17 protein-coding genes are annotated in these 18,999 nt (G+C 63.5%); 3 read left to right on the forward strand and 14 right to left on the reverse strand.

What is annotated here, in order from left to right; translation table 11 throughout:
* From ftsH to IFO71_RS01555, 11 genes are all read right to left on the reverse strand, one after another.
* Positions 1-1,887, reverse strand: a complete 1,887-nt coding sequence (gene ftsH / locus IFO71_RS01505) for an ATP-dependent zinc metalloprotease FtsH (RefSeq protein ID WP_425502863.1) — start codon at positions 1,885-1,887, stop codon at positions 1-3.
* Positions 1,859-4,321, reverse strand: coding sequence for a phosphoketolase family protein (locus IFO71_RS01510; protein ID WP_192027752.1), 2,463 nt, complete (start codon positions 4,319-4,321; stop codon positions 1,859-1,861). The genes ftsH and IFO71_RS01510 overlap by 29 nt, the downstream gene beginning before the upstream one ends.
* Positions 4,318-5,265: a ribose-phosphate pyrophosphokinase gene (locus IFO71_RS01515; protein ID WP_192027753.1), complete on the reverse strand. Its 948-nt coding sequence runs from the start codon at positions 5,263-5,265 to the stop codon at positions 4,318-4,320. The genes IFO71_RS01510 and IFO71_RS01515 overlap by 4 nt, the downstream gene beginning before the upstream one ends.
* The gene (locus IFO71_RS01520) at positions 5,262-6,773 is read right to left on the reverse strand and encodes a thymidine phosphorylase family protein (RefSeq protein ID WP_192027754.1); all 1,512 of its coding nucleotides are present in this window, start codon (positions 6,771-6,773) and stop codon (positions 5,262-5,264) included. Before IFO71_RS01520 ends, IFO71_RS01515 begins: the two co-directional genes overlap by 4 nt.
* Positions 6,770-8,158: an MBL fold metallo-hydrolase RNA specificity domain-containing protein gene (locus IFO71_RS01525; RefSeq protein ID WP_192027755.1), complete on the reverse strand. Its 1,389-nt coding sequence runs from the start codon at positions 8,156-8,158 to the stop codon at positions 6,770-6,772. The genes IFO71_RS01520 and IFO71_RS01525 overlap by 4 nt, the downstream gene beginning before the upstream one ends.
* 19 nt (positions 8,159-8,177) lie before the next feature.
* Complete coding sequence (locus IFO71_RS01530; RefSeq protein ID WP_225444288.1) at positions 8,178-10,133, reverse strand: heavy metal translocating P-type ATPase; 1,956 nt, start codon at positions 10,131-10,133, stop codon at positions 8,178-8,180.
* Between the two features lie 236 nt (positions 10,134-10,369).
* A complete protein-coding gene (locus IFO71_RS01535) occupies positions 10,370-10,624 on the reverse strand; it encodes a DUF5676 family membrane protein (protein ID WP_192027757.1) in 255 nt (84 codons plus the stop codon).
* Positions 10,625-10,729: 105 nt separating this feature from the next.
* Positions 10,730-11,134, reverse strand: coding sequence for a hypothetical protein (locus IFO71_RS01540; RefSeq protein ID WP_192027758.1), 405 nt, complete (start codon positions 11,132-11,134; stop codon positions 10,730-10,732).
* Between the two features lie 91 nt (positions 11,135-11,225).
* Complete coding sequence (locus IFO71_RS01545) at positions 11,226-11,882, reverse strand: methyltransferase family protein (protein ID WP_192027759.1); 657 nt, start codon at positions 11,880-11,882, stop codon at positions 11,226-11,228.
* Between the two features lie 10 nt (positions 11,883-11,892).
* A complete protein-coding gene (locus IFO71_RS01550) occupies positions 11,893-12,165 on the reverse strand; it encodes a DUF2933 domain-containing protein (RefSeq protein WP_192027760.1) in 273 nt (90 codons plus the stop codon).
* 58 nt (positions 12,166-12,223) lie between these two features.
* Positions 12,224-12,733: a MerR family DNA-binding protein gene (locus IFO71_RS01555; protein WP_332309287.1), complete on the reverse strand. Its 510-nt coding sequence runs from the start codon at positions 12,731-12,733 to the stop codon at positions 12,224-12,226.
* A gap of 1,118 nt (positions 12,734-13,851) precedes the next feature.
* Between IFO71_RS01555 and IFO71_RS01560 the strand changes: the two genes are divergently transcribed.
* Positions 13,852-14,796 carry a tyrosine-type recombinase/integrase gene (locus IFO71_RS01560; protein ID WP_192027761.1) on the forward strand — a complete coding sequence of 315 codons (945 nt, stop codon included), beginning with the start codon at positions 13,852-13,854 and terminating at the stop codon, positions 14,794-14,796.
* Between the two features lie 99 nt (positions 14,797-14,895).
* Here the strand turns inward: IFO71_RS01560 and IFO71_RS01565 are convergent, their stop codons facing one another.
* From IFO71_RS01565 to IFO71_RS01575, 3 genes are all read right to left on the reverse strand, one after another.
* Positions 14,896-15,321 (reverse strand): hypothetical protein, encoded by a 426-nt coding sequence (locus IFO71_RS01565; protein WP_192027762.1) that lies wholly within the window; start codon positions 15,319-15,321, stop codon positions 14,896-14,898.
* A 580-nt stretch (positions 15,322-15,901) separates the two neighbouring features.
* A complete protein-coding gene (locus tag IFO71_RS01570; RefSeq protein ID WP_192027763.1) occupies positions 15,902-17,188 on the reverse strand; it encodes a three-Cys-motif partner protein TcmP in 1,287 nt (428 codons plus the stop codon).
* A 14-nt stretch (positions 17,189-17,202) separates the two neighbouring features.
* Positions 17,203-17,943, reverse strand: coding sequence for a DUF5131 family protein (locus IFO71_RS01575; protein WP_192027764.1), 741 nt, complete (start codon positions 17,941-17,943; stop codon positions 17,203-17,205).
* Positions 17,944-18,048: 105 nt separating this feature from the next.
* On the opposite strand from IFO71_RS01575, the gene IFO71_RS22605 reads away from it, so the two are divergent.
* The gene (locus IFO71_RS22605) at positions 18,049-18,417 is read left to right on the forward strand and encodes a helix-turn-helix domain-containing protein (RefSeq protein WP_192027765.1); all 369 of its coding nucleotides are present in this window, start codon (positions 18,049-18,051) and stop codon (positions 18,415-18,417) included.
* Between the two features lie 192 nt (positions 18,418-18,609).
* Positions 18,610-18,978: a MerR family DNA-binding protein gene (locus IFO71_RS01585; protein WP_192027834.1), complete on the forward strand. Its 369-nt coding sequence runs from the start codon at positions 18,610-18,612 to the stop codon at positions 18,976-18,978.
* Positions 18,979-18,999: the final 21 nt, after the last annotated feature.

Genomic DNA, 18,999 nt, shown 5'->3' on the forward strand with positions numbered 1-18,999 from the left:
TCAGGACGTCGGTACGTCAGCCGCCACGGCCGAAGTCGGTTCGGTGGCCTCGCCTCGGGTGAGCGCCGCCAGTTCATCACCGCTGAGCACTTCCTTTACCAGCAGAGTGCGCGCGGCCGCCTCCAGGGTGGTGCGTTGTTGCCTGAGGATCGCCGTGGCGGCGAGGAAGGCCTCGTCGATCAGCTTGCGTAGCGCCTGGTCTATGGCAGCCGCGGTCGCTTCCGAAAAGGTGCGCGGACGCCAGGTCTCGGCCGTGGGCCCGAGCAGCGGGCTCGGCCCCGCGTCGTAGCTGGCCTGGCCCAGCTCTTCGACCATGCCGTATTGCGCAACCATCCCGCGCGCGATTTCGGTCGCCTTGCCGAGATCGTCCGCTGCGCCCGTCGACACCTCATCGAACACCAGTCGTTCGGCGGCCCGTCCGCCCAGAAGCACGGTCATGCGATGAACCAGATCGGTACGCGACAACAGGAACCGATCCTCGGTGGGGCGCTGAATCGTGTAACCGAGTGCACCGATACCGCGCGGAATGATGGATACCTTCTGCACCGGATCACAGCCCGGGAGCGCCTGGGCGACCAGTGCATGGCCGATCTCGTGAAAGGCGACGACTTCGCGTTCCTTCGGGCTGAGCACGCGACTCTTCTTCTCGAGCCCCGCCACGATGCGCTCCAGCGCCGCATGCAGATCGCTCATCTCCACCCCCTCGGCACCGCGGCGTGTGGCGAGCAGGGCTGCCTCGTTGACCAGGTTCGCAAGGTCGGCGCCGGTGAACCCTGTCGTCAGCGCAGCCAACTCCTCGACCGAGACATCGGGTGAGAGCGTCACTTTGCGCAGGTGCACGCCGAGGATCGCGACGCGGCCGGGTTTGTCCGGTCGATCGACCAGAATCTGGCGGTCGAAGCGGCCGGCACGCAACAGGGCGGGGTCGAGGATTTCAGGTCGGTTGGTCGCTGCCAGCAGCACCACGCCGCTGCGCACATCAAAGCCGTCGAGTTCGGTCAACAGCTGGTTGAGGGTCTGTTCCTTCTCGTCGTGGCCTCCTCCGGGTGCGAAGACGCCGCGTGCGCGGCCCAGGGCATCGAGCTCATCGATGAAGATGATGCAGGGCGCATGCTTGCGGGCCTGCTCGAACAGGTCTCGAACGCGTGCCGCGCCGACGCCGACGAACAGTTCGACGAACTCCGAGCCGCTGATCGAGAAGAAGGGCACGCCGGCTTCGCCTGCCACGGCGCGGGCCAGCAAGGTCTTGCCGGTGCCCGGCGGCCCGACCAGCAAGACTCCCTTCGGCACGTGTGCGCCCAGCCTTCCGTACTTGGTCGGATCGCGCAGGAAGGCGATCACCTCCTGCAGCTCCTCTTTGGCTTCGTCGACCCCGGCCACGTCGGTGAACGTGGTGGCGATGTCCTTTTCCATGAACACCTTGGCGCGACTTTTGCCGATCGCCATCGCACCGCCGTGCCCGCCGGCCATGCGCTGGCTCAGGAAGAACCAGAGCCCGACGAACAGCAGGGTCGGCAGCAGCCAGCCGAGCAGGCGTTGGAGCAGACCCGGGCCCGGGGTGCCCTCGAACTGGATCTTGGCTGCCGCCAAGGACTCGGCCAGCTCCGGCGGCACACGATGGGTGACGAAGTGGCGTTCGCGACCACTGCTGTCGCGCTGCGCGTAGGTGCCGGTGATGCTCGACTCGGCGATGGTGGCTTGCTCGATGTCGCCGGCCTCGAGCGCCTGCTGGAACTGACTGTAGGGAATGGTCTCGATGTGCTCGCCCTGCAGCAGGTCCTGCAGGCTGACGATCACCAGGAACGCGAAGACGACGTACCAGAAATTGAAGTGGATCTGTCGATTCACGTTGCCCTCCTCAGGCGGCAGGCGCCTCGAACAACACACGCGGGTCGCCGCGTCCTGCTACCGCATTGAGTTCCGTCGCGCTGAGCCATGTCCCGGGATCGTAGCCGAGCATGTCGGCGGCTGCCTGCACGGCGTGCGCCCAAGTGCAGCGGTTTGCGAACAGCAGGCCCTCGACGCTGAGCGTTCCGCCGCGATTGATATAGCCGAGTGCACAGGTGTGGGCCGAGCCGGTGTCGATGCGGCGCAGCACGCCAAGCAGCGGCTCGGGCCGGGTATGCGTCATCAATACGCGCGGCACGCCCGGCGGGAAGACCGCCTCGATCGCCTCATCGGTCCACACCGCGGCGGCCTCGCGCGCATCGCGTGGCGCGCGCAGTCGTGCGGGTTCGCCGAGGTAGATCAGGGCGACGCGCTGACCCCGCGCCTGCAGACGCAAGCGGGCCGACTCAGCCTGCTCAAGCTGATAGGCCCCGACCGCGATCAGAAGCAGGTCGCTGGCCTTGGGGTCACCGTGCAACACGACCGCGCCATCGCGGGCCAGGTTCTCGGCCTGCTCGGGCGTCAGTCGGCTGCGCACCGCGCGCTTGGGCACCACCAGGGCGATGATCCGTCCATGACTGCGCCAGGTGGTGCGCAGCATCGCCAGCGCGCTGTTGGCGTCAGCCGCGAAGCGCACGACGCTGGTATCCGCCATCTCGCCGAGCAGGGCTTCGACCAGGCTGGGGTCCTGATGCGATTGCTCGTTCTTGGCGTTCTCCCAGGTATGCGAGGTCAGGAATAGGGGCACGGAAATCCAGCCCGGTGGGCGGCCAGCCTCGGTCAGGTGGCGGGCGAAAATGATCTCCTGCCGCAGCGCGCCGAGCATTTTCATGCCGAAGGCTTCGTAGGTGACCGCCAGGTTGATGCCGCCCTTGTTACCGAGGGCGGCGCAGATCACCGCCTCTTCGTTCAGGGCCGTGATCACGGCGCCGTTCAAGGACTCGGCCACCCCGGGTTCGGGCAGCGCAACGCGGTGTTTGAGCGTATCGAGGGTGCGGTCGAGGCGATTGCTGCGCAGTTCGTCGGGATTGCCCACCCGAGGCCGAAGCTGCGGGTTCTCGTCAATCACACGCACGACGTACTCATCCAGCGCGGCCATCGGCGACTCCTCGCTGCCGACCGGGCGCCACGCCGGCTCGCCCAGCTTCGGTGAATCCACGTCACGACAGGCCAAGACATGATCCCGCTCCAGCGGACGCTGTTGGACGGCGTGCGTGCGCAACGTCGATAAGGCAGTGTGCAGTTCATCCTCCGCCACCCAGAGCGCGCGCGCCGCGGCGTTGAAGCTGTCCCGCGCATCAGGATCGCGCGACGGATTGCCCTCCAGCGGGAGGTTGTGGGCGCGGTTCGATCCCGCACCGGGAAACCCGAAGCCCTTGGGCGCCTCAGCGATCGCGTAGCCCAAGCGAGCGGGCGCCGCTTCGGCTGCTTGGAGACGCGATTCCATCTCCAGAATTCCCCAGGCCATGCTCGCCGGATCTCGCCCATCGAGCCCAATGGGTTCGAAGCCATTCAAGCGCAAGTGCCGGTGCAACCAGCGCTCGCCGCCCTGCTGCGCGATGCTACTGCGTTGCTCGATGCGACGGCCATTGAGGATCATGATCGGCGCGACGAGACCGGAGTCCTCGGCACGCCACCAGCGCGGCGCCCAGTCGCTGCCGCGTTGCTCCTCGAAGGCCCCGTCGCTGAGAAACGCGACCAGACGTTCGCCCTTGAGCGGCATGTGCGGCCATAACAGTTCGGCGAAGCCCAGATAGCCGCCTTCGGAGACCCCGCCTGCCGTATGCGCATTGACGTGCGATCCCAGAGGCGATGCCGGCCGGCCATCGGGATCGATGGCATAGCTGTAGAAGTCGCTCACGAAACGGGACAGGCCATCGTCGCCGAGGTCGTAGCGCTCGGCATGCGCGGTATGGGTGTTGCCCACCCACAGGTTCACCGCATCGATCGCCGCCACGCAGTGGCCTTGCCCCATGATCCATCCTCGCGTGTCGCCGCTCAGCGCATTGGCCAGCAGGTAGCCCACGTAGGCGGGGACCATGTTCAGCGAGCCGCCGGTGTGTCCTTCCGGTGTCGGCTTGAACGCCTCGGCCGGCAACGGCGTGCCATCGCGTCGGACGCGACGTGCATAGGTCATGTGCGCCACCAGCCACAGCCCGGCGCTGGCAAGCCGATCCGCCGCAATCAGCCGCTCCAGCCAGTACGACCGTTGTTCGGGCGCGACCCGCGTCTCGAGTAAGCTGCCGATGCGCTGCTGGGTCAGCGGATCGTGCCGGATCACGCCGTAGCCGGCTGCCCAGCGCGCGAACAGCGGATCGCCGCTGCGCCACGCCGCGGCCGCCTGCTCGATGGCTGAGCGGTCCTGCTCCGGCAGGTCATCGCAAAGTCGACAGCCGAGCGTGCCGCTCGGTTGCTGCGGTGGGATCTTGCTCATGCTTGGCTCCTCGACGCTGGTTTTCCAGCAACTGGGTGGTCAGTCGTTGCGTGCTGACCGGCAAACAGGTCACGAAGTGCGGGGGCCAGCAGCGGCGCAATCGTGATGGCATTGCTCGGGTGTGGAATCGTGTCGCAGCTCAACACGCGCTCGGCGCCTGCCCGCTCGATGCGTTGCAGCGCGTCGCTGGCAAACACGGCGTGAATCACGATGACGATCGGCGCCGCCAAACCCTGTGCGGCGAGTTGGCGGATGGCTTCGGCCAGGGTCTCGCCAGACGCGGCGATGTCGTCGACGATGACCGGGCGGCGTCCCGAAGCGCGTGAGGGATCCGGCAAGCTGATGCGGACGTCACGATCGCCCAGGCGCCGCTTGTTCAACACCTGATGTGGCACGCCGGCGCGCTCGGCGATCTCGGCCACCCACTGCGCGCTCTCGCTGTCAGGGCCAATCAGCAAGGCATCGGGACACTCGCGGGACAGCCAGTCGGCGATGGCCGGTGCTGCCGGCACATTGACCGCAGGGATGTCGAACAGCACATCAAGGCTGGGATTGCGATGCAGGTGCGGGTCCACCGTGAGCAGCCAATCGAAGCTCTCTTCCAGGAACCGCGCGAACAGCGGCGCGCTGATCGCTTCGCCCGGATGGAAGCGTCGGTCCTGGCGCATGTAGGCGAGATACGGTGCAATCAGGCCGACCGAGCGCGCGCCCAGTTCGCGCGCCGTCGCCGCCGCAAAGCGCAGCGCCAGGGCTTGCGCATCGGGTTCGCGCAGGCTGCTGAGCAGCGCAATGTGCTTACCCTGCACGTTCTCGTCGATGGTGACCAGCGATTCGCCATCGGGGAAGTGCCGCCAGCCGAGCGTGCCGATAGGTACGCCGGCCTCTCGGCTCAGCGCGTCTGCCAACGCGTGGGCGTCTGGAAGTGCCAGCAACAGGGTGTTCATACGGTGGGCTCCTGCAGTGCCACGATCCCCGGCTGGGCGGCGACGTAATCAAGCGCGTAGTCGAGTTCGCCCTGACTCGCGGCATACACGGTGAACAGCGGCTCGCCGCGCCGAAGTTCATCGCCAATGCGAGTCCGGCAATCCACACCAGCGCTTGCCGAAAGCGGCGCGCCCGCCAGTTTGGCGACCCGCGCCAAGCGGCGGTTGTCGATCTCGGCCACCGTCCCGTCGCGGTCGGTGACGACCTCATGTCGAAAGGACGCCAGTTGCGGTTCGCGAAAACCCCCCTGTGCCGCACAGATCGCCATGAACTTGGCAAGCGCAGCGCCTGAATCGAGTGTTCGCTTGGCGCGTTGCCTCCCTTCGCTTCCGACCATGTCGAGCAAGGCGCCGGCGATGTCGAGCGCACGCTCACGCAAATCGACCGGCGCACCGGGATCGTTGCGCAGCACCTGCAATACGTCGCGCGCTTCGAGCACCGGGCCGATTCCCACACCCACCGGTTGACGGCCGTCGGAGCGGTGGACGCGCAGGCGCAGGCCGAGCGCGTCGGCAGTGGTCTGCAGGCGTTGGGCGAGTGCATCGGCCGCGCCGTCCGAGCGTACCTTGGCCGTCGCGCCGACCGGAATGTCGATCAGCACATGGCTCGAACCGGCGGCGAGCTTCTTGGACAGCACGCTGGCGACCAGCTGGCCGTCGCTGTCAAAGTCCAGTGGTCGTTCCACCCGGATCAGCACGTCGTCGGCCGGGCTTAGCCGCACCTTGCCGCCCCACACGATACAACCGCCTTCGTGTTCGACTACGCGACGCATCGTGGGCAAGTCCAGGGCGACTGGCGCAATCACCTCCATCGTGTCGGCGGTGCCGGCCGGCGACGTGATGGCCCGCGATGAGGTCTTGGGGATGCGATGCCCCAGGGCGGCGACGATCGCGACCACGATCGGCGTGGTGCGATTACCGGGCAATCCACCCACGCAATGCTTGTCGAGCACCGGGCCGGCGCCCCAGTCCAGGCGCTCACCTGCCTCCAGCATGGCGCGAGTCAGGGAGATCGTCTCGACGCCGTCGAGACGGTCGCCGGCGCAGGCGGTCACGAAGGCGGCCAATTCCAGCTCGGACAAGCGATCGCCGACGACATCCTCGATCAGAGTCCGATAGTCATCGTCATCGAGCCTGCCGCCGAACACCTTGCGACGCAGGGCGCCGGCCGAGCGCGCCGGCTCAGGATGAGCGAATTTGGCGCGCTCGCCCGGCTGGGGTCGCAACCGGTTCCACGCCGCTTCGGACAACGCAGCTTCATGTGTCGGCAGCCAATCGTCGACCACCACATTGAGCGTGGCGACCAGGGAACGTTCGCCGACATGCACTTCGATGCGCGTCAATGCTGCGAATCCCTCGGCCCGACACACCGCGCAGTCGCGATGCATGTAGACCACCGGCTGTTGGTAGGTATCGATCCCTGCACGTCGCAGCAGCAGGCTCGAACTGCCGGGATCGCTGACCGTCATGCCGCGCTCCCATCCGGCAATGCAACGCGCTCAAGATGTTCGGGTACCCGGCAACGCCAGCCGAGCTCGTTCTGGATGCGCCGGCGCAAAGCATCGGACGCATCGGGATCGCCATGGGTGATATAGGTCGAGGATGGCACCGGATCGGCGCTACGCATCCAATCGAGCAGTTCGTTTGCGTCCGCATGGCCAGAGAAGCTGTCCAGCGCGGCCACTTGGGCACGTATCTCGACCTCGCGACCGAACATGCGCAAGCGTCGGGCGCCCGCCGCCAGGGCCGCACCGCGCGTGCCACCGGCCTGATAGCCGGACATGAGGATCAGATTGCGCGGATCGCCGCCGAAGGCTTCGAGGTGATGCAGCACGCGGCCGCCAGACAGCATGCCGCTGGCGGAAATGATCACCATAGGGCCATGCCGGCGATTGAGGCTTTTGGATTCTTCTACTGTGTGCACGAAGGTGGCCACCTCGTACATGCCTCGGCAATCTTCGACGCTCACGTGGTGCTCGTCGTGATGGCGGTGATAGATCTCGGTAGCATCGATCGCCATCGGGCTGTTGAGAAACACCGGCACCCGCGGAATCTCACCGCGTTGGCGCAAGCGCGCGAGGTGCAGCATCAGTCCCTGTGCACGACCGATCGCGAACGCGGGCACGATCACTACGGCGCCACGCGCCGCGGCATCGCGGATCAGGGGGGCGAGTTCCGCTTCGGGGTCGCTGCTCGCATGCGTTCGATTGCCGTAGGTGGACTCGCAGACCAGCACATCGGCGCCGGCAAACGGACGCGGTGGTCGCATCAGGGGATCAACCGAGCGGCCCAGATCGCCGCTGAACAATACGCGACATGACCCTACCGTCAGTTCGATGGACGCCGCGCCAAGCAGGTGCCCGGCAGGAATAAAACGCGCGCTAATGCCTTGCGCCAGCTCCACTGCGGCATCGAAGCGATGCGCGCTGAACCGTTTCAGGCACGCCTCGGCATCGGCCTCGGTGTACAGAGGTTGCGGATCGGCATGCTTGGAGTAGCCCTTGCGTCGCGCGTACTCGGCTTCTTCCTCCTGCAGATGGCCGCTGTCGGGCAGCAGCAAGCCGCACAGCTCATGGGAGGAGGACGTGGCATGAATGCGGCCACGAAAACCCTGTTTGACTAGCGCTGGCAGATAGCCCGAGTGGTCGAGGTGCGCGTGGGTCAGCAGCACCGCATCGATCGATGCCGGATCGACCGGGAATGCGGCGCGATTGCGCTCACGCAATTGCTTGTAACCCTGGAACAGGCCGCAGTCGACGAGCAACCGATGGCCATCGTGTTCGATGAGATAGCGCGATCCGGTGACGGTGCCGGTGGCACCCAGAAACTGCAACGTGGCGGTCGATTGAGTCATGATGAGTCCTTCTAGATACTCAGGGGCGCAGGCGGTCTAGTGGCGCGCGCCGCAGCAACTGCGCATTGATCGCAACGATGATCGTGCTGGCCGACATCAGCACCGCTCCGAAGGCCGGCGCCAGCACCAGGCCCCAGTGCGCCAGTACGCCGGCCGCCAAGGGGATCGCGCCGATGTTGTAGCCGGCGGCCCACCACAGGTTTTGCACCATCTTTCGGTAGGTCGCGCGGCTCAGCGCCACGATGGCGGGCACATCGCGTGGATCGGAGCGCACCAGCACCACGTCACCGGCTTCGACCGCGACATCGGTGCCGGCGCCGATGGCTACGCCGACATCGGCGGAGACCAGGGCCGGCGCATCGTTCACGCCGTCGCCGATCATGGCGACGCGCTTGCCTTGCGCTTGCAGTTTCTCGATCACCGCCGCCTTGTCCTGCGGCAGCACTTCGGCCAGCACGGTGTCAATGTTCAACTCGGCCGCGACACTGCGCGCGACCGCCTGTGAATCGCCAGTCAACATCGCAACTTCGATGCCGGCGTCGTGCAGCAAACGCACCGCTTCCTTTGATTCCGGCCGTACCGCATCGGCGACGGCAAACACCGCGCGGACACTGTCTTCATCAAGCAGATAGATCGCCGAACGGCCGGCATCGGCGGCTTGCTCCGCGGCTTTTTGCAACGACGCAGACGGCTGCACATCGCGTTCGCGCAGCAGGCCGGGGCCACCTACCCACCACACGCGCCCGTCAACACGCGCCTGCACGCCGCGTCCGGCTTCGGAGGCGAAGTCGGTTGATGTGGGCACCTGCAAACCGCGCTCCTCGGCGCTGAGCAGCAGCGCACGGGCCACCGGATGTTCAGCGTCACGCTCGACCGCTGCGGCCAAACACAAGGCTTCGTTGTTGGACAGCTCGCTGTCCGTCGCGATCGCTACCACACGATGCTCGGCAAGGGTCAAGGTGCCGGTCTTGTCGAACACCACGATGTTCAGGTTGCGGGCTTCTTCAAGGCCACGTCGGTCGCGGATCAGCAGCCCATGTTGCACACCCAAGGTCGTCGAGATCGCGATTACCAACGGCACGGCCAAGCCCAGGGCATGCGGGCAGGCAATCACCAACACCGTCACGACGCGTTCGATCGTGTACGCCCAGGGCGCGCCGAGCGCCGTCCACACCGCCGCGGTCACGATCGCGGCTGCAATCGCCACAAAGGTGAGCCATCGCGCGGCTCGGTCGGCCAATGCCTGTGCGCGCGAGCGCGACTGCTGGGCCTGCTCGACCAGGCGCATGATGCCGGCCAGCGCGGTCTGTTCGCCGGTGCGGGTCACCTCGACGCGCAATGAACCCTGTCCATTCAGCGTGCCGGCAATGACCTTGGCACCGACCGTCTTGTCGACCGGCTTTGACTCGCCGGTGATCATCGACTCGTTGACCGCGCTCTTGCCCTCACGGACCTCGCCATCCGCCGGAATGCTGGCGCCCGGACGGATCAGCAAGATATCCCCGGTCTTCAATTCGGATACGGGCACATCCTCGTGGCCGCCGTCGCCGGTGAGCCGCACCGCCTTATCCGGAAGCAGCTTGGCCAGCGCGCGGAGCGCGCCCTGGGCCTGGGTGATCGATGCCATTTCGATCCAGTGGCCGAGCAACATGATGGCGACCAGGGTGGCCAACTCCCACCACAGATCATTGCCCGGCGCGCCCAAGGTAACGGCCAGACTGAACACGAAGGCGACAGTGATCGCCAACGAGATCAGCGTCATCATTCCAGGCAGGCGGTCACGGATCTCCTGCAGCGCGCCCTGCAGGAATGGCTTGCCGCCGTATAGGAACACCGCGGACCCGAAGACGGCTGGCACCCAGCCCGAACCCGTAAATTTCGGCGCCGCGTAACCAAACCAATGCTGGATCATCTCAGACCAGACGACCGTCGGCATGGTCAGCAGCAGGGTGATCCAGAAGCGGTCGCGAAACATCGCCACGCTATGGCCAGCATGGCGGTCATGCGCGTCCTGGCCTGCATGGTCATGGCCGATGTCACTTCGCCTCGAATGCGCCGTTGCCGACGATTTCCCGTGCTGCCGAGGCTCACCGGCGGAATGGTCGCGGTGAGCATGGTGATGTGAGTGATTCATCGCGTGTCCTGTCTGGTGCTGGGCCTTGGGAGTACAGCCATCCGCTCATCAGCGGAGGGGCGGTTTCCGCGCGGTCGTCAGGCCAGCCGGTTGTAAATGGCAGCGAGGGTCGCGCCGGTCAGGCCGGCAACGATGCTCCATGCAATCAGGCCAATCAGCACGCCGGTCCACGTCAGATGCCAGCCCATCGCTGAAAGCTGCATGTGGAACATGTCGCCGGACAGCGAAAGCATGGCTGCCGGCAGCATTGCGACTAGAACGCTGCAGGCGAGCCACAGCAGAGCGGCCGTGAAGGCGCAACTCAGGCCGAACTTGGACGGAATCAACTTCATGATGGTGGGTTCCTCTTGGTGCGGGGTCGGTCGGGTCCCAAGGAGACGCGGGTCGGGCGCAACTCTCAGGGTAGGGAGTGCCATTCAGTGGCCGGCGCTGTGTCTCTATTCCTTTGGTGGGGCCAGTTCAACGCTGTCGTTCTTTCCTGCCGTTCCCGAAATCACCGTGGCCTCGGCGTAATGCTCGTCAACGATGGCGTCGATGCGTACCTTGCCCACAACTTCGCGCTCGAAACGCCCCATGCCCTTGGGGCCAGTTCTGACGCGCCGGTGTTGGACGACATCCAACTGTTGTCCGATGCTGGCGCCATCGGCGCTGCCGATGCAGATGACCAGTGACTGGTCCTGGGCTTCAACGACTTGTCCACGCATAAAGTGTGTGTGGCGCATCGACGGCGTTTCAGCCGCCGTCGATGCGAACGAGGCGATCAGTCCTGACATTGCAAGTCCGATCAAGACCCGTCGGATCGACCGGGACTTTGTGGAGATGGAAGACGCATTGCGATTCATGGAAGGCTCCATTGATTGGCGAAGTTGGACGGTTGCCGGAGACCGTCCAAATGGCGCTGCGCGGTCCGGTGCCGCTGAGCGTGAAGTTCGATCAGGGTGTGGCCGCTTTTCCGGGACGCTGCCCCCAACTGGGAATGAACGCCGGCGTGCGCAGTCGGTACTGTCGGAACGCTTCGCCGAAGCGCGCCTCGCACTCACGCTCCTCCCGTCGCGCCAGCGCGGCGTAGACGCCAACCAGCACCGGGAACATCGCTAGGGTGAGCAAGGTCGGCCACTGCAGCAGGAAGCCGAACATGATCAGCACAAACCCGACGTACTGCGGGTGGCGCATCCGCGCGTAAATGCCGGACGTGGCCATCTGACCAATGAGCTGTGCTCGATAGAGCACCGGCCAGGCTTTCGCCAGCAATGAGAACCCGCCGAAGATGAACACGAAGCTGGCAATGTGGAAGGGCCCGAAGTGAGGGTTCACGCGCCAGCCAAAGAGCATTTCCAACACGTGGCCTGCATCGTGGGACAGCCAGTTCACTTCCGGATACCGCGTGCCCAGCCAGCCGGAAAGGAAGTACAGCGACAAGGGAAATCCGTACATCTCGGCGAACAGCGCCACGACGAACGCGGAGTACATGCCGAAGCTGCGCCAGTCGCGGGCGTTGAGCGGCTTGTAGAAACTCCAGGCGAAAAAGATGAACAGAGCCGCATTGAGCGCGGCGTACATCCACAGGCCGTAGCCGGATATCTCGCTCATGATGTGCTCCTCAGTGAGCCTGGTGGTTGTCGTTCGAACGCGAGTCGGCAGGCGCGCCCTTGTCCGGTGTCTCGCCTTGTTTCCCGTCGGAGCCGTGACCACCATGGCCGTGGTGGAACATGTGCATCAGCGGACACAATAGGATCAGTAGGAAGGGCAAGAACCCGAACAGGTGTTGGCGATGTTCGATCAGCAGGAAATAGACGGCCACCCCTGCGAACAACCAGAACACGATGTTCGATCGGTGCGGCTTGTGGCCATCGGCTTGCGGGTGCGTGTTCATCAGTGCGGCTCCAGTGATGGGTTAATTGGGTTGCCGAATCCGGCGCAAAGCGTCGCCTTCAGCGGTCCTGGCCGGGAACAGGCCCTTGCCAAAACGGACGACGCGTCCCCGGCTGGGAGGCGTCGGGGAATTCCATCGGCATCAGCGCTTCGATCAGTACGCAGACGTCGTCGCCCGACGGCGTCGCATCCGGCAGGTCGGCCCAATGCTCGATGGCATTGGTCATGCGACGCTGCAGTGCGAGCAGTTCTTCAAGCTGCGAGCGGGTTTGCTCAAGCCTCCGTCCCATGAGTTCGCGCACCATGGGGCACGGCGACTTGCGTTGGCGACTGCGACGGAGGATCTCCTCAATTTCGCCGAGGGTGAATCCGAGCCGTTGCGCTGTGCGAATGAACTGCAGGCGTTGCAGTTCGGCTGACGAAAACAGCTGATACCCGCTGGGACTTCGCGCGCTTGCGCGCAACAGGCCGCGCCGCAAGTAATTCCGCACGATGTGCACCGTCACCCCTGCCTGCTGCGCAAGGCGTCGCACTGTGAGAGTGGAAACCTGTTTGTTCGAGGAGATCACGATGCCCTCCAGTAGCTCACGTCAACCCTAATCCTGTGTGCGACACACAGGTCAAGCTTCGTGTTGTGAGGCGCAACCTGCGAAGGCCGTGGACGCACGCTGGTACGAGTGACTACGTTCATATTGAGCGTCCAGGAGCCAGACGAGGCTCGATCCAACGGGCACGCTGGCCAAGCCAAGCGCACATGGGGCCTCGCGCGGCATCGAGTGCAGTGCGCGAGACCGTTCGCTGGCCGGGGAAGACGCTAGATCAGTAGCGCACCGCGTTCGATGAGACGCCGTCGGGCATCTCGCGATGACTCGGGGTCAAACGTCGACAGAACTGGAAGGATGCCGGTGTCGGCCGCCAGCGCTGGAATCCAGACGTGTCCAGCCAGACTCCCGTCGAGCCCTGGAATCTTGACCGGTGCCGATGCTTCGTCGGGCTGGGCGCAATGTAGCGCGCACGTGAGATCGGCGTTCGCGTCGTCGGGACCTTGGTCCGAGCCCTCATGCTCATGGTGACAGCCCTGAGCACCGGCCACTTCGAGGCCCGCGTGCCCACCGGCGTCCTGCTCTGTTGCGCAGAGATGGGCCGCCGCCACCCACTGACTGAATAGCAGGGAAAGCAGTACGCAGATCGCGACCTTTGTACGGAACCGGGCGAGCCTTCTGTTCACTTCGACATGCTCGTTACGCTGACGGAGACACCTTACGCCGCATGAAGGTAAAGCGATTTGACCAGGATCAAGTGCTTGAGGTAGCGATCTGAGTGCGGTCTGGCCCCGTGGTATCGTGCCTCTCGATATTCTCAATGGCCCTCTTTATGGCCCTGGAACGTTATCTAGCCGCCGCCCCACGATCGAACAAGCGACTTGGCTACGCACAGGCGCCCCGGCACTTTGAGCAAGATAGGGGTGGACTGCTTCCCGCCGCTCCGGCTGCCATTGCTGAATTTCTGGCGCACTACGCAGGTTCGCGTGCTAACAACACCCTCCAACGGCGACTGGCAGCACTGGGGCAGTGGTATACACGGCAAGGGTTTGCCAACCCAACCAAGGGCCTACAGGTCAGGCAGTCATTAAACGGTATCCGGCCTGCCTTGTATCATCATGACGTACCCTTCCGCGCTTAGCGTCATGACCGCATTGGAACGCTACTTGGCTGCCGCGACTCGGAAGAATACCGAGATCAGCTACGCGCAAGCGATCCGACATTTCGAGCGGGAGTTTGGCGGACTTCTGCCGACCAGTTCAGAGATCGTCGCGCAGTATCTCGCGACCTATGCGGGCCTCCTATCCGACAGCACACTGCGCCAGCGCTTGTCCGCGTTGGCGCAGTGGCACTGCAGCCATGGGTTCGTCGACCCGACTCGAGACGAACTCGTGCGAAAGACGTTGCGCGGAATTCGTGCGATCCATCCGCGCGCGCAAAAGCAAGCTAAGCCGATCCAACTGGTCGTCCTCGAACGCATCGATGCGCATTGTCGAGAGGTGGCCCACGAAGCCCGTGAGTGCGGCGATCGGAGCTGCAAGCTGCGAGCCGTTCGCGACCGAGCGCTGGTCCTGCTCGGCTTTTGGCGCGCATTTCGGGCCGACGATCTCGCAAACCTCCAGATTGAGCACGTGAGCATGCGTGCCAGTGAGGGCATGGCACTCTTCGTCCCGACGTCAAAGGCGGACCGCGAGAATTTGGGACGTGCTATCCAAGTGCCCGCGCTGACGAGGTTGTGTCCTGTGGAGGCGATGGCCGAATGGATCGCGGCGTCCGAACTTCAAGCCGGACCGGTATTTCGGCGTGTCGATCGATGGGGACGGCCGGGTCGGCAGGCGATGAACCCCAAGAGCTTCCTCCCATTGTTGCGCCGTCTGCTTGCCGAAGCGGGTGTGGATGCCTCGGATCGCTACTCAAGCCACTCCCTTCGCCGTGGGTTTTCCGGCTGGGCCACTGGCAATGGCTGGGATCTCAAGACTTTGATGGAGTACGTCGGATGGCGCGACATCCAGTCTGCCGCACGCTATGTGGATCCCATCCTCAGCGACAAGCAACGACTTGAGGCGGGTTTAGAAAAACGTAACGGTTAGCGGAAGCACGCACACAACAACCGCTGCCCACCTAGTTGCGGGCAACGGTTGTGCGACGCGATCAGTGTTCAAATAGCACGCTCGGAATTTCCGCCGCCGTCACATGATGAAGGCGCCTTGATCCGCATAGCCCAACGGCTCAACGGTAGCGTCAGCCAAGCCTGACAGCGCTGCGCGTTTGCAGCTGAACTCCTCACCACCGTCCATCAACCACGCGCCCAGTCGCCTTTCCAGCCACCCATGCGCAATGGCAGTGCCATCTCCAAGACCATAAGCACGGTCCGGCATGACGTCCCGACTGTGTGGCTGAAACACCACGTGCAAAGCCAATTCGTCTCCGCTGATGGCGGTGACAGTCGCGGCAGCAGGAATGTCGTCGGCAAACTCAAACTCATAGTTCCCGGGTGCCCCGCCATTCCGGCCAGGCGCGCTACCAGGCCACCAATCCTCGCGGGGCGCCAGCCCGAACACGCGTTGTTGAAGTCCAGCGTTAATGGCGGACACCATCAAATTGCGCCAAGCCATCCAACGAACCCCTCGCTTTTTGCGCAGCGAATACGTTCGAAACGGTGAGTACGATCGGTCGAGTTCAGGCAGTAGCCTGAGCCCATCAGGGACCTGGTAGCCCAATTGACGCAGACGGCCCGCTAAACGGGCGTTGTCGGGTTTCTGAACCTCGGCGGTGACCCCGACCGATAGCGCAGCGCGGAGTGCCGCGTGCGACTTGAACCCCAGAGCTGCAGCAACTGCCTCGCTCATGTGAGACGAGGACACGCCGCACACGCCTCGCTGGGCGCGGGCTTTCAAGTTGCGAAGAGCCGACTCAGTAACGAAGAAAGTACTTCCAGGCATGCCGAATTCCTCAATGCATGGTCGAAGTCTGCCGATTACGCATCGACCGGAGGATAGGCACGGTCGCGAGACGTTGCGTTGCATCGACGTCGTTTAACCCGGCAGCAGGTTCAGCGTGACGCGGCTGTGCCGCCAGCATAGCGCACGGAACTGCCGCCGTCAGTAGATCGGAGGGCAGCGTAGGCGGGCCGAGAGCACGTAGACGTCAGGGCTGTTGAAACTGATCTCGTCTCGCGGCCATCAAGGTCGACAACTAATCCAGAGGCTTCAGAAAGTGAAACGTCTTCTGTGCCGCTGGGAGCAGTTGATCCTTGTCGGTGATGGTGGACGCTTTGAAGCGCCTGGCGCCGTCCGTTCCAACGACTTCGATTTCCTTGTGCTGAACGAGCCGCTCCAGCGCGTGCTTGTAACGAGCGCTGTCGGCAGGCGACAAGTTGCAGGTCGTGGCGAACAGTTCGCCAAATGATAGCCCTTCATCGTGCGCATAGATGAGCTGAGGCAACTGCTCCATTAGGCTGCTGACACTGGACTCGCCTGCGATGTCATCAAAACAGAAACCAAATGCTGCCTGCCCGGTGAAAGCTCGATCGCGATCTGCGCTGTAGCCCAGCACTCGAAACATATCGATGCCAGCGCCACCATAGTGAATGAAATGGTTGTTCTTGCTCCAGTGCACTCGGGCCATCACGTCCCGGGCCCTCGGATGTTGCGACAAGTGCACGAGCCAGTAGTCGCCGTGGCCCTCGGTTCGGATGAAGAAGAGCGTGTAGAAGCGCGCGCCGCATGCTTCGACCAATTCTCGGTAGAGGCAGCTTTGAATGTACAGCCGCCAGTCTTTCTCGTTTCGTTTGATGTCGTCTATCGTGCGCCCCCGAAGTACGTCCGGGATTCCGATGTCGGTGAGCGTTTTCCTTGTCGCCGGGGAATCGCTCGCGTAAGTGAGAAACGAATCAACGTTGAAAGTCAAGATCACTTCAGCTGCTGGAAGCACATCAAAAATGCCACGGATCTGCGCAGTGGGTACTTCAGAGTAGCCGTATTGGTCTAGCAGGAAGATGGAACGCCCTGATTTGGGTGACTTCTTGGCGATGAATTGAAGAATGGGCTCGATCTGCGTTTCAAAGGCGCTGTTAATCAAGTGAATATCGCGCCCGATGCGCTCGCCGTACCCTTGATCGATCAGCGTCCGCTGCAGCGAGGCGTGCGCGTTGCGGTCGACTTCAACGAAGAAGTAGTCGATATCCATGTGCAATGGCTTCTGGCGACCGTGGTTGAGCATCTCGGCCGCTGACTTGGCGGATTCAAGTAGCGCGAAAGGCGATCCATAAATGGTTTCCCGTGTTGCGTCGTGTCTGTAGATTCCGCCACCCGCAAAGCCGTCGACCAAGGTCACGCGCAGTTGATCCTGCTGTGGTGACACTACCAGCGTTTGAATGTAGTTGAGCAAGTAGGCCCGCAGAACATCATGCTTGGCGACGCTGTGTTGCTGAATGATGGCGGGTGAACCATCCGCCGGCCATTCGTAGGGCTTTCGCGCCATCGTTGGCTCCCTGGCTAGAACGCGTGAGCGGGCATTTCATCCCAGGTGCGGCCGTTGAGCAATCGCCCATTCTTGGATTTGGCTCGACGCTTGCCGTCGGCGCCCCAGCCGCCCCATTGCTTGAAGAAGAACGCCACGTCCTGGTCTGCGCACTGAATGCGCACCGCGTCCGCCCATTCCGGTTTCATGGGCCGAGCCTTGGGGCCGGATTCTCCGCCCACGATGACCCAATGAATGTCGCGCAGGTCGAGAACACCCACATCCTCCAGCAGCGGTTCAACCGACAAAAACCGAATTCGCGCAGGGACCTCACGCAAGTAGTCGATGCGAGGCACGCCGTGGCGTCGGTTTTCGACTGATACCCCGAGCCATACATTGGAAGGAACCGCCCGAGTGCGGAAGAACCGAGCCATGCGCGCGGCGCGCTTAGTCAGAATCTGATAGTGGTGCCGTGGCGTATCAGCAATAACGCCAAAGACTTGCTCGATGTAGGCGTCGGGAACCTTGTCGTGGAACAGATCCGACATCGAATTGACGAAGTACACCGTCGGCTTCTGGCGCCTGTGCGGATCCGCCAAGCGCTCCGGAATGAGCCTCAGCGCAAAGCCATTCTCGTAGCCGGCGGTGCCCATAGCTTGTAGTCGCTTGGCCATCGTCTCGGCATAGCAGTGTTTACAGCCGGCAGAGAGTTTTGTGCACCCAACGATCGGGTTCCAGGTCTGCTCGGTCCATTCGATTTTCGAGGTGGTGGTCATGACGGCCGCTCCAAGACTACACCGAACAATCCAAGACGGAGATCTCATCGTCTGCGACGTTGGGTGGCGCCAAGATGGATTCTATGCGCATACTTATAACAGCTTATGCGCATTTCGTCTAAACAACTCAATGTGGCTGTCGCCGCATCGCAGGCCCAAGATTTAGGGCACGCGATCGATCGCTGGCGAAACTCCCAGGGACTGACGCAAGCGCAACTCAGGCAGACAGCGAAAGTGTCGCAGGGGCAACTCAGTCGCATTCTCGCGGGCCGCTTTAGACGCGCATCACCCGCGGTTCATCGACTGTGTCGCGCCGCCGGCATCGACTTGTCACAACGCCTTTCAGACTCGATACGAGAAGACTGGGGCGCCAATCTTGAGCGGGCCCTTCACCGAAGTTGGGACGGTACCCCGCAGCATGCTCGCGAGCTGATACGGCTATTGGGCATTGCGAGGGCTCTACGAAGTCCCTAGAAGGACGCGGCCGAAAACACCTTTGGCTAAACGAGGCGTTATGGCATCGATCGAACGAACCTCTTACCCTCAATTCAGACGCAACCCCGTGGTTCGGGAGATTGTCGCCGCGTAACCCACTGCGGTTGCTGCAGATTCGAGCACGGTGAAAGTGGGTCGTATCGAAGGAGTTGGCCAGCATTAGGTTGTCCCCTGGGGCACAATGTGCAGACAGCCGGTGAGCCTGGTGCCGTGACCGAGCCAGAGCGCCCGCTTGGTCGCGTGCGCAAGTACGGGGCGGATGACGTCGATCGCGTTCGCTTCATCAAATCGGCCCAAAGCCTGGGCTTCAGCCTGCAGGAAGTGGCGCAATTGCTCGCACTGGAAGATGGCACGCACTGCGATGAGGCTGCCGCCATGGCCGCACTTCGATTGGCGGACGTGCGCGCCAAACTGGATGACTTGTCCCGCATCGAGTCAGCATTGGCGCGATTGCTCAAGCAGTGCCGTTCGACACATGGATCAGTGTCATGCCCACTGATCGCATCGCTTCGTCAGACTCAGCCTCCGGCCGCGCCCTGATCTCTCCCCATGCGGGCGGCG

It is taken from the genome of Pseudomarimonas arenosa, assembly GCF_014841215.1.
GTDB classification, from domain to species: domain Bacteria; phylum Pseudomonadota; class Gammaproteobacteria; order Xanthomonadales; family Xanthomonadaceae; genus Pseudomarimonas; species Pseudomarimonas arenosa.

Excerpts from the sequence above, each read along its gene's own strand:
- IFO71_RS01510 (WP_192027752.1), bottom strand. The coding sequence starts at position 4,321 with ATGAGCAAGATCCCACCGCAGCAACCGAGCGGCACGCTCGGCTGTCGA.
- IFO71_RS01515 (WP_192027753.1), bottom strand. The coding sequence starts at position 5,265 with ATGAACACCCTGTTGCTGGCACTTCCAGACGCCCACGCGTTGGCAGAC.
- IFO71_RS01520 (WP_192027754.1), bottom strand. The coding sequence starts at position 6,773 with ATGACGGTCAGCGATCCCGGCAGTTCGAGCCTGCTGCTGCGACGTGCA.
- IFO71_RS01525 (WP_192027755.1), bottom strand. The coding sequence starts at position 8,158 with ATGACTCAATCGACCGCCACGTTGCAGTTTCTGGGTGCCACCGGCACC.
- IFO71_RS01530 (WP_225444288.1), bottom strand. The coding sequence starts at position 10,133 with ATGTTTCGCGACCGCTTCTGGATCACCCTGCTGCTGACCATGCCGACG.
- IFO71_RS01535 (WP_192027757.1), bottom strand. The coding sequence starts at position 10,624 with ATGAAGTTGATTCCGTCCAAGTTCGGCCTGAGTTGCGCCTTCACGGCC.
- IFO71_RS01540 (WP_192027758.1), bottom strand. The coding sequence starts at position 11,134 with ATGAATCGCAATGCGTCTTCCATCTCCACAAAGTCCCGGTCGATCCGA.
- IFO71_RS01545 (WP_192027759.1), bottom strand. The coding sequence starts at position 11,882 with ATGAGCGAGATATCCGGCTACGGCCTGTGGATGTACGCCGCGCTCAAT.
- IFO71_RS01550 (WP_192027760.1), bottom strand. The coding sequence starts at position 12,165 with ATGAACACGCACCCGCAAGCCGATGGCCACAAGCCGCACCGATCGAAC.
- IFO71_RS01560 (WP_192027761.1), top strand. The coding sequence starts at position 13,852 with ATGACCGCATTGGAACGCTACTTGGCTGCCGCGACTCGGAAGAATACC.
- IFO71_RS01565 (WP_192027762.1), bottom strand. The coding sequence starts at position 15,321 with ATGGCTTGGCGCAATTTGATGGTGTCCGCCATTAACGCTGGACTTCAA.
- IFO71_RS01570 (WP_192027763.1), bottom strand. The coding sequence starts at position 17,188 with ATGGCGCGAAAGCCCTACGAATGGCCGGCGGATGGTTCACCCGCCATC.
- IFO71_RS01575 (WP_192027764.1), bottom strand. The coding sequence starts at position 17,943 with ATGACCACCACCTCGAAAATCGAATGGACCGAGCAGACCTGGAACCCG.
- IFO71_RS22605 (WP_192027765.1), top strand. The coding sequence starts at position 18,049 with ATGCGCATTTCGTCTAAACAACTCAATGTGGCTGTCGCCGCATCGCAG.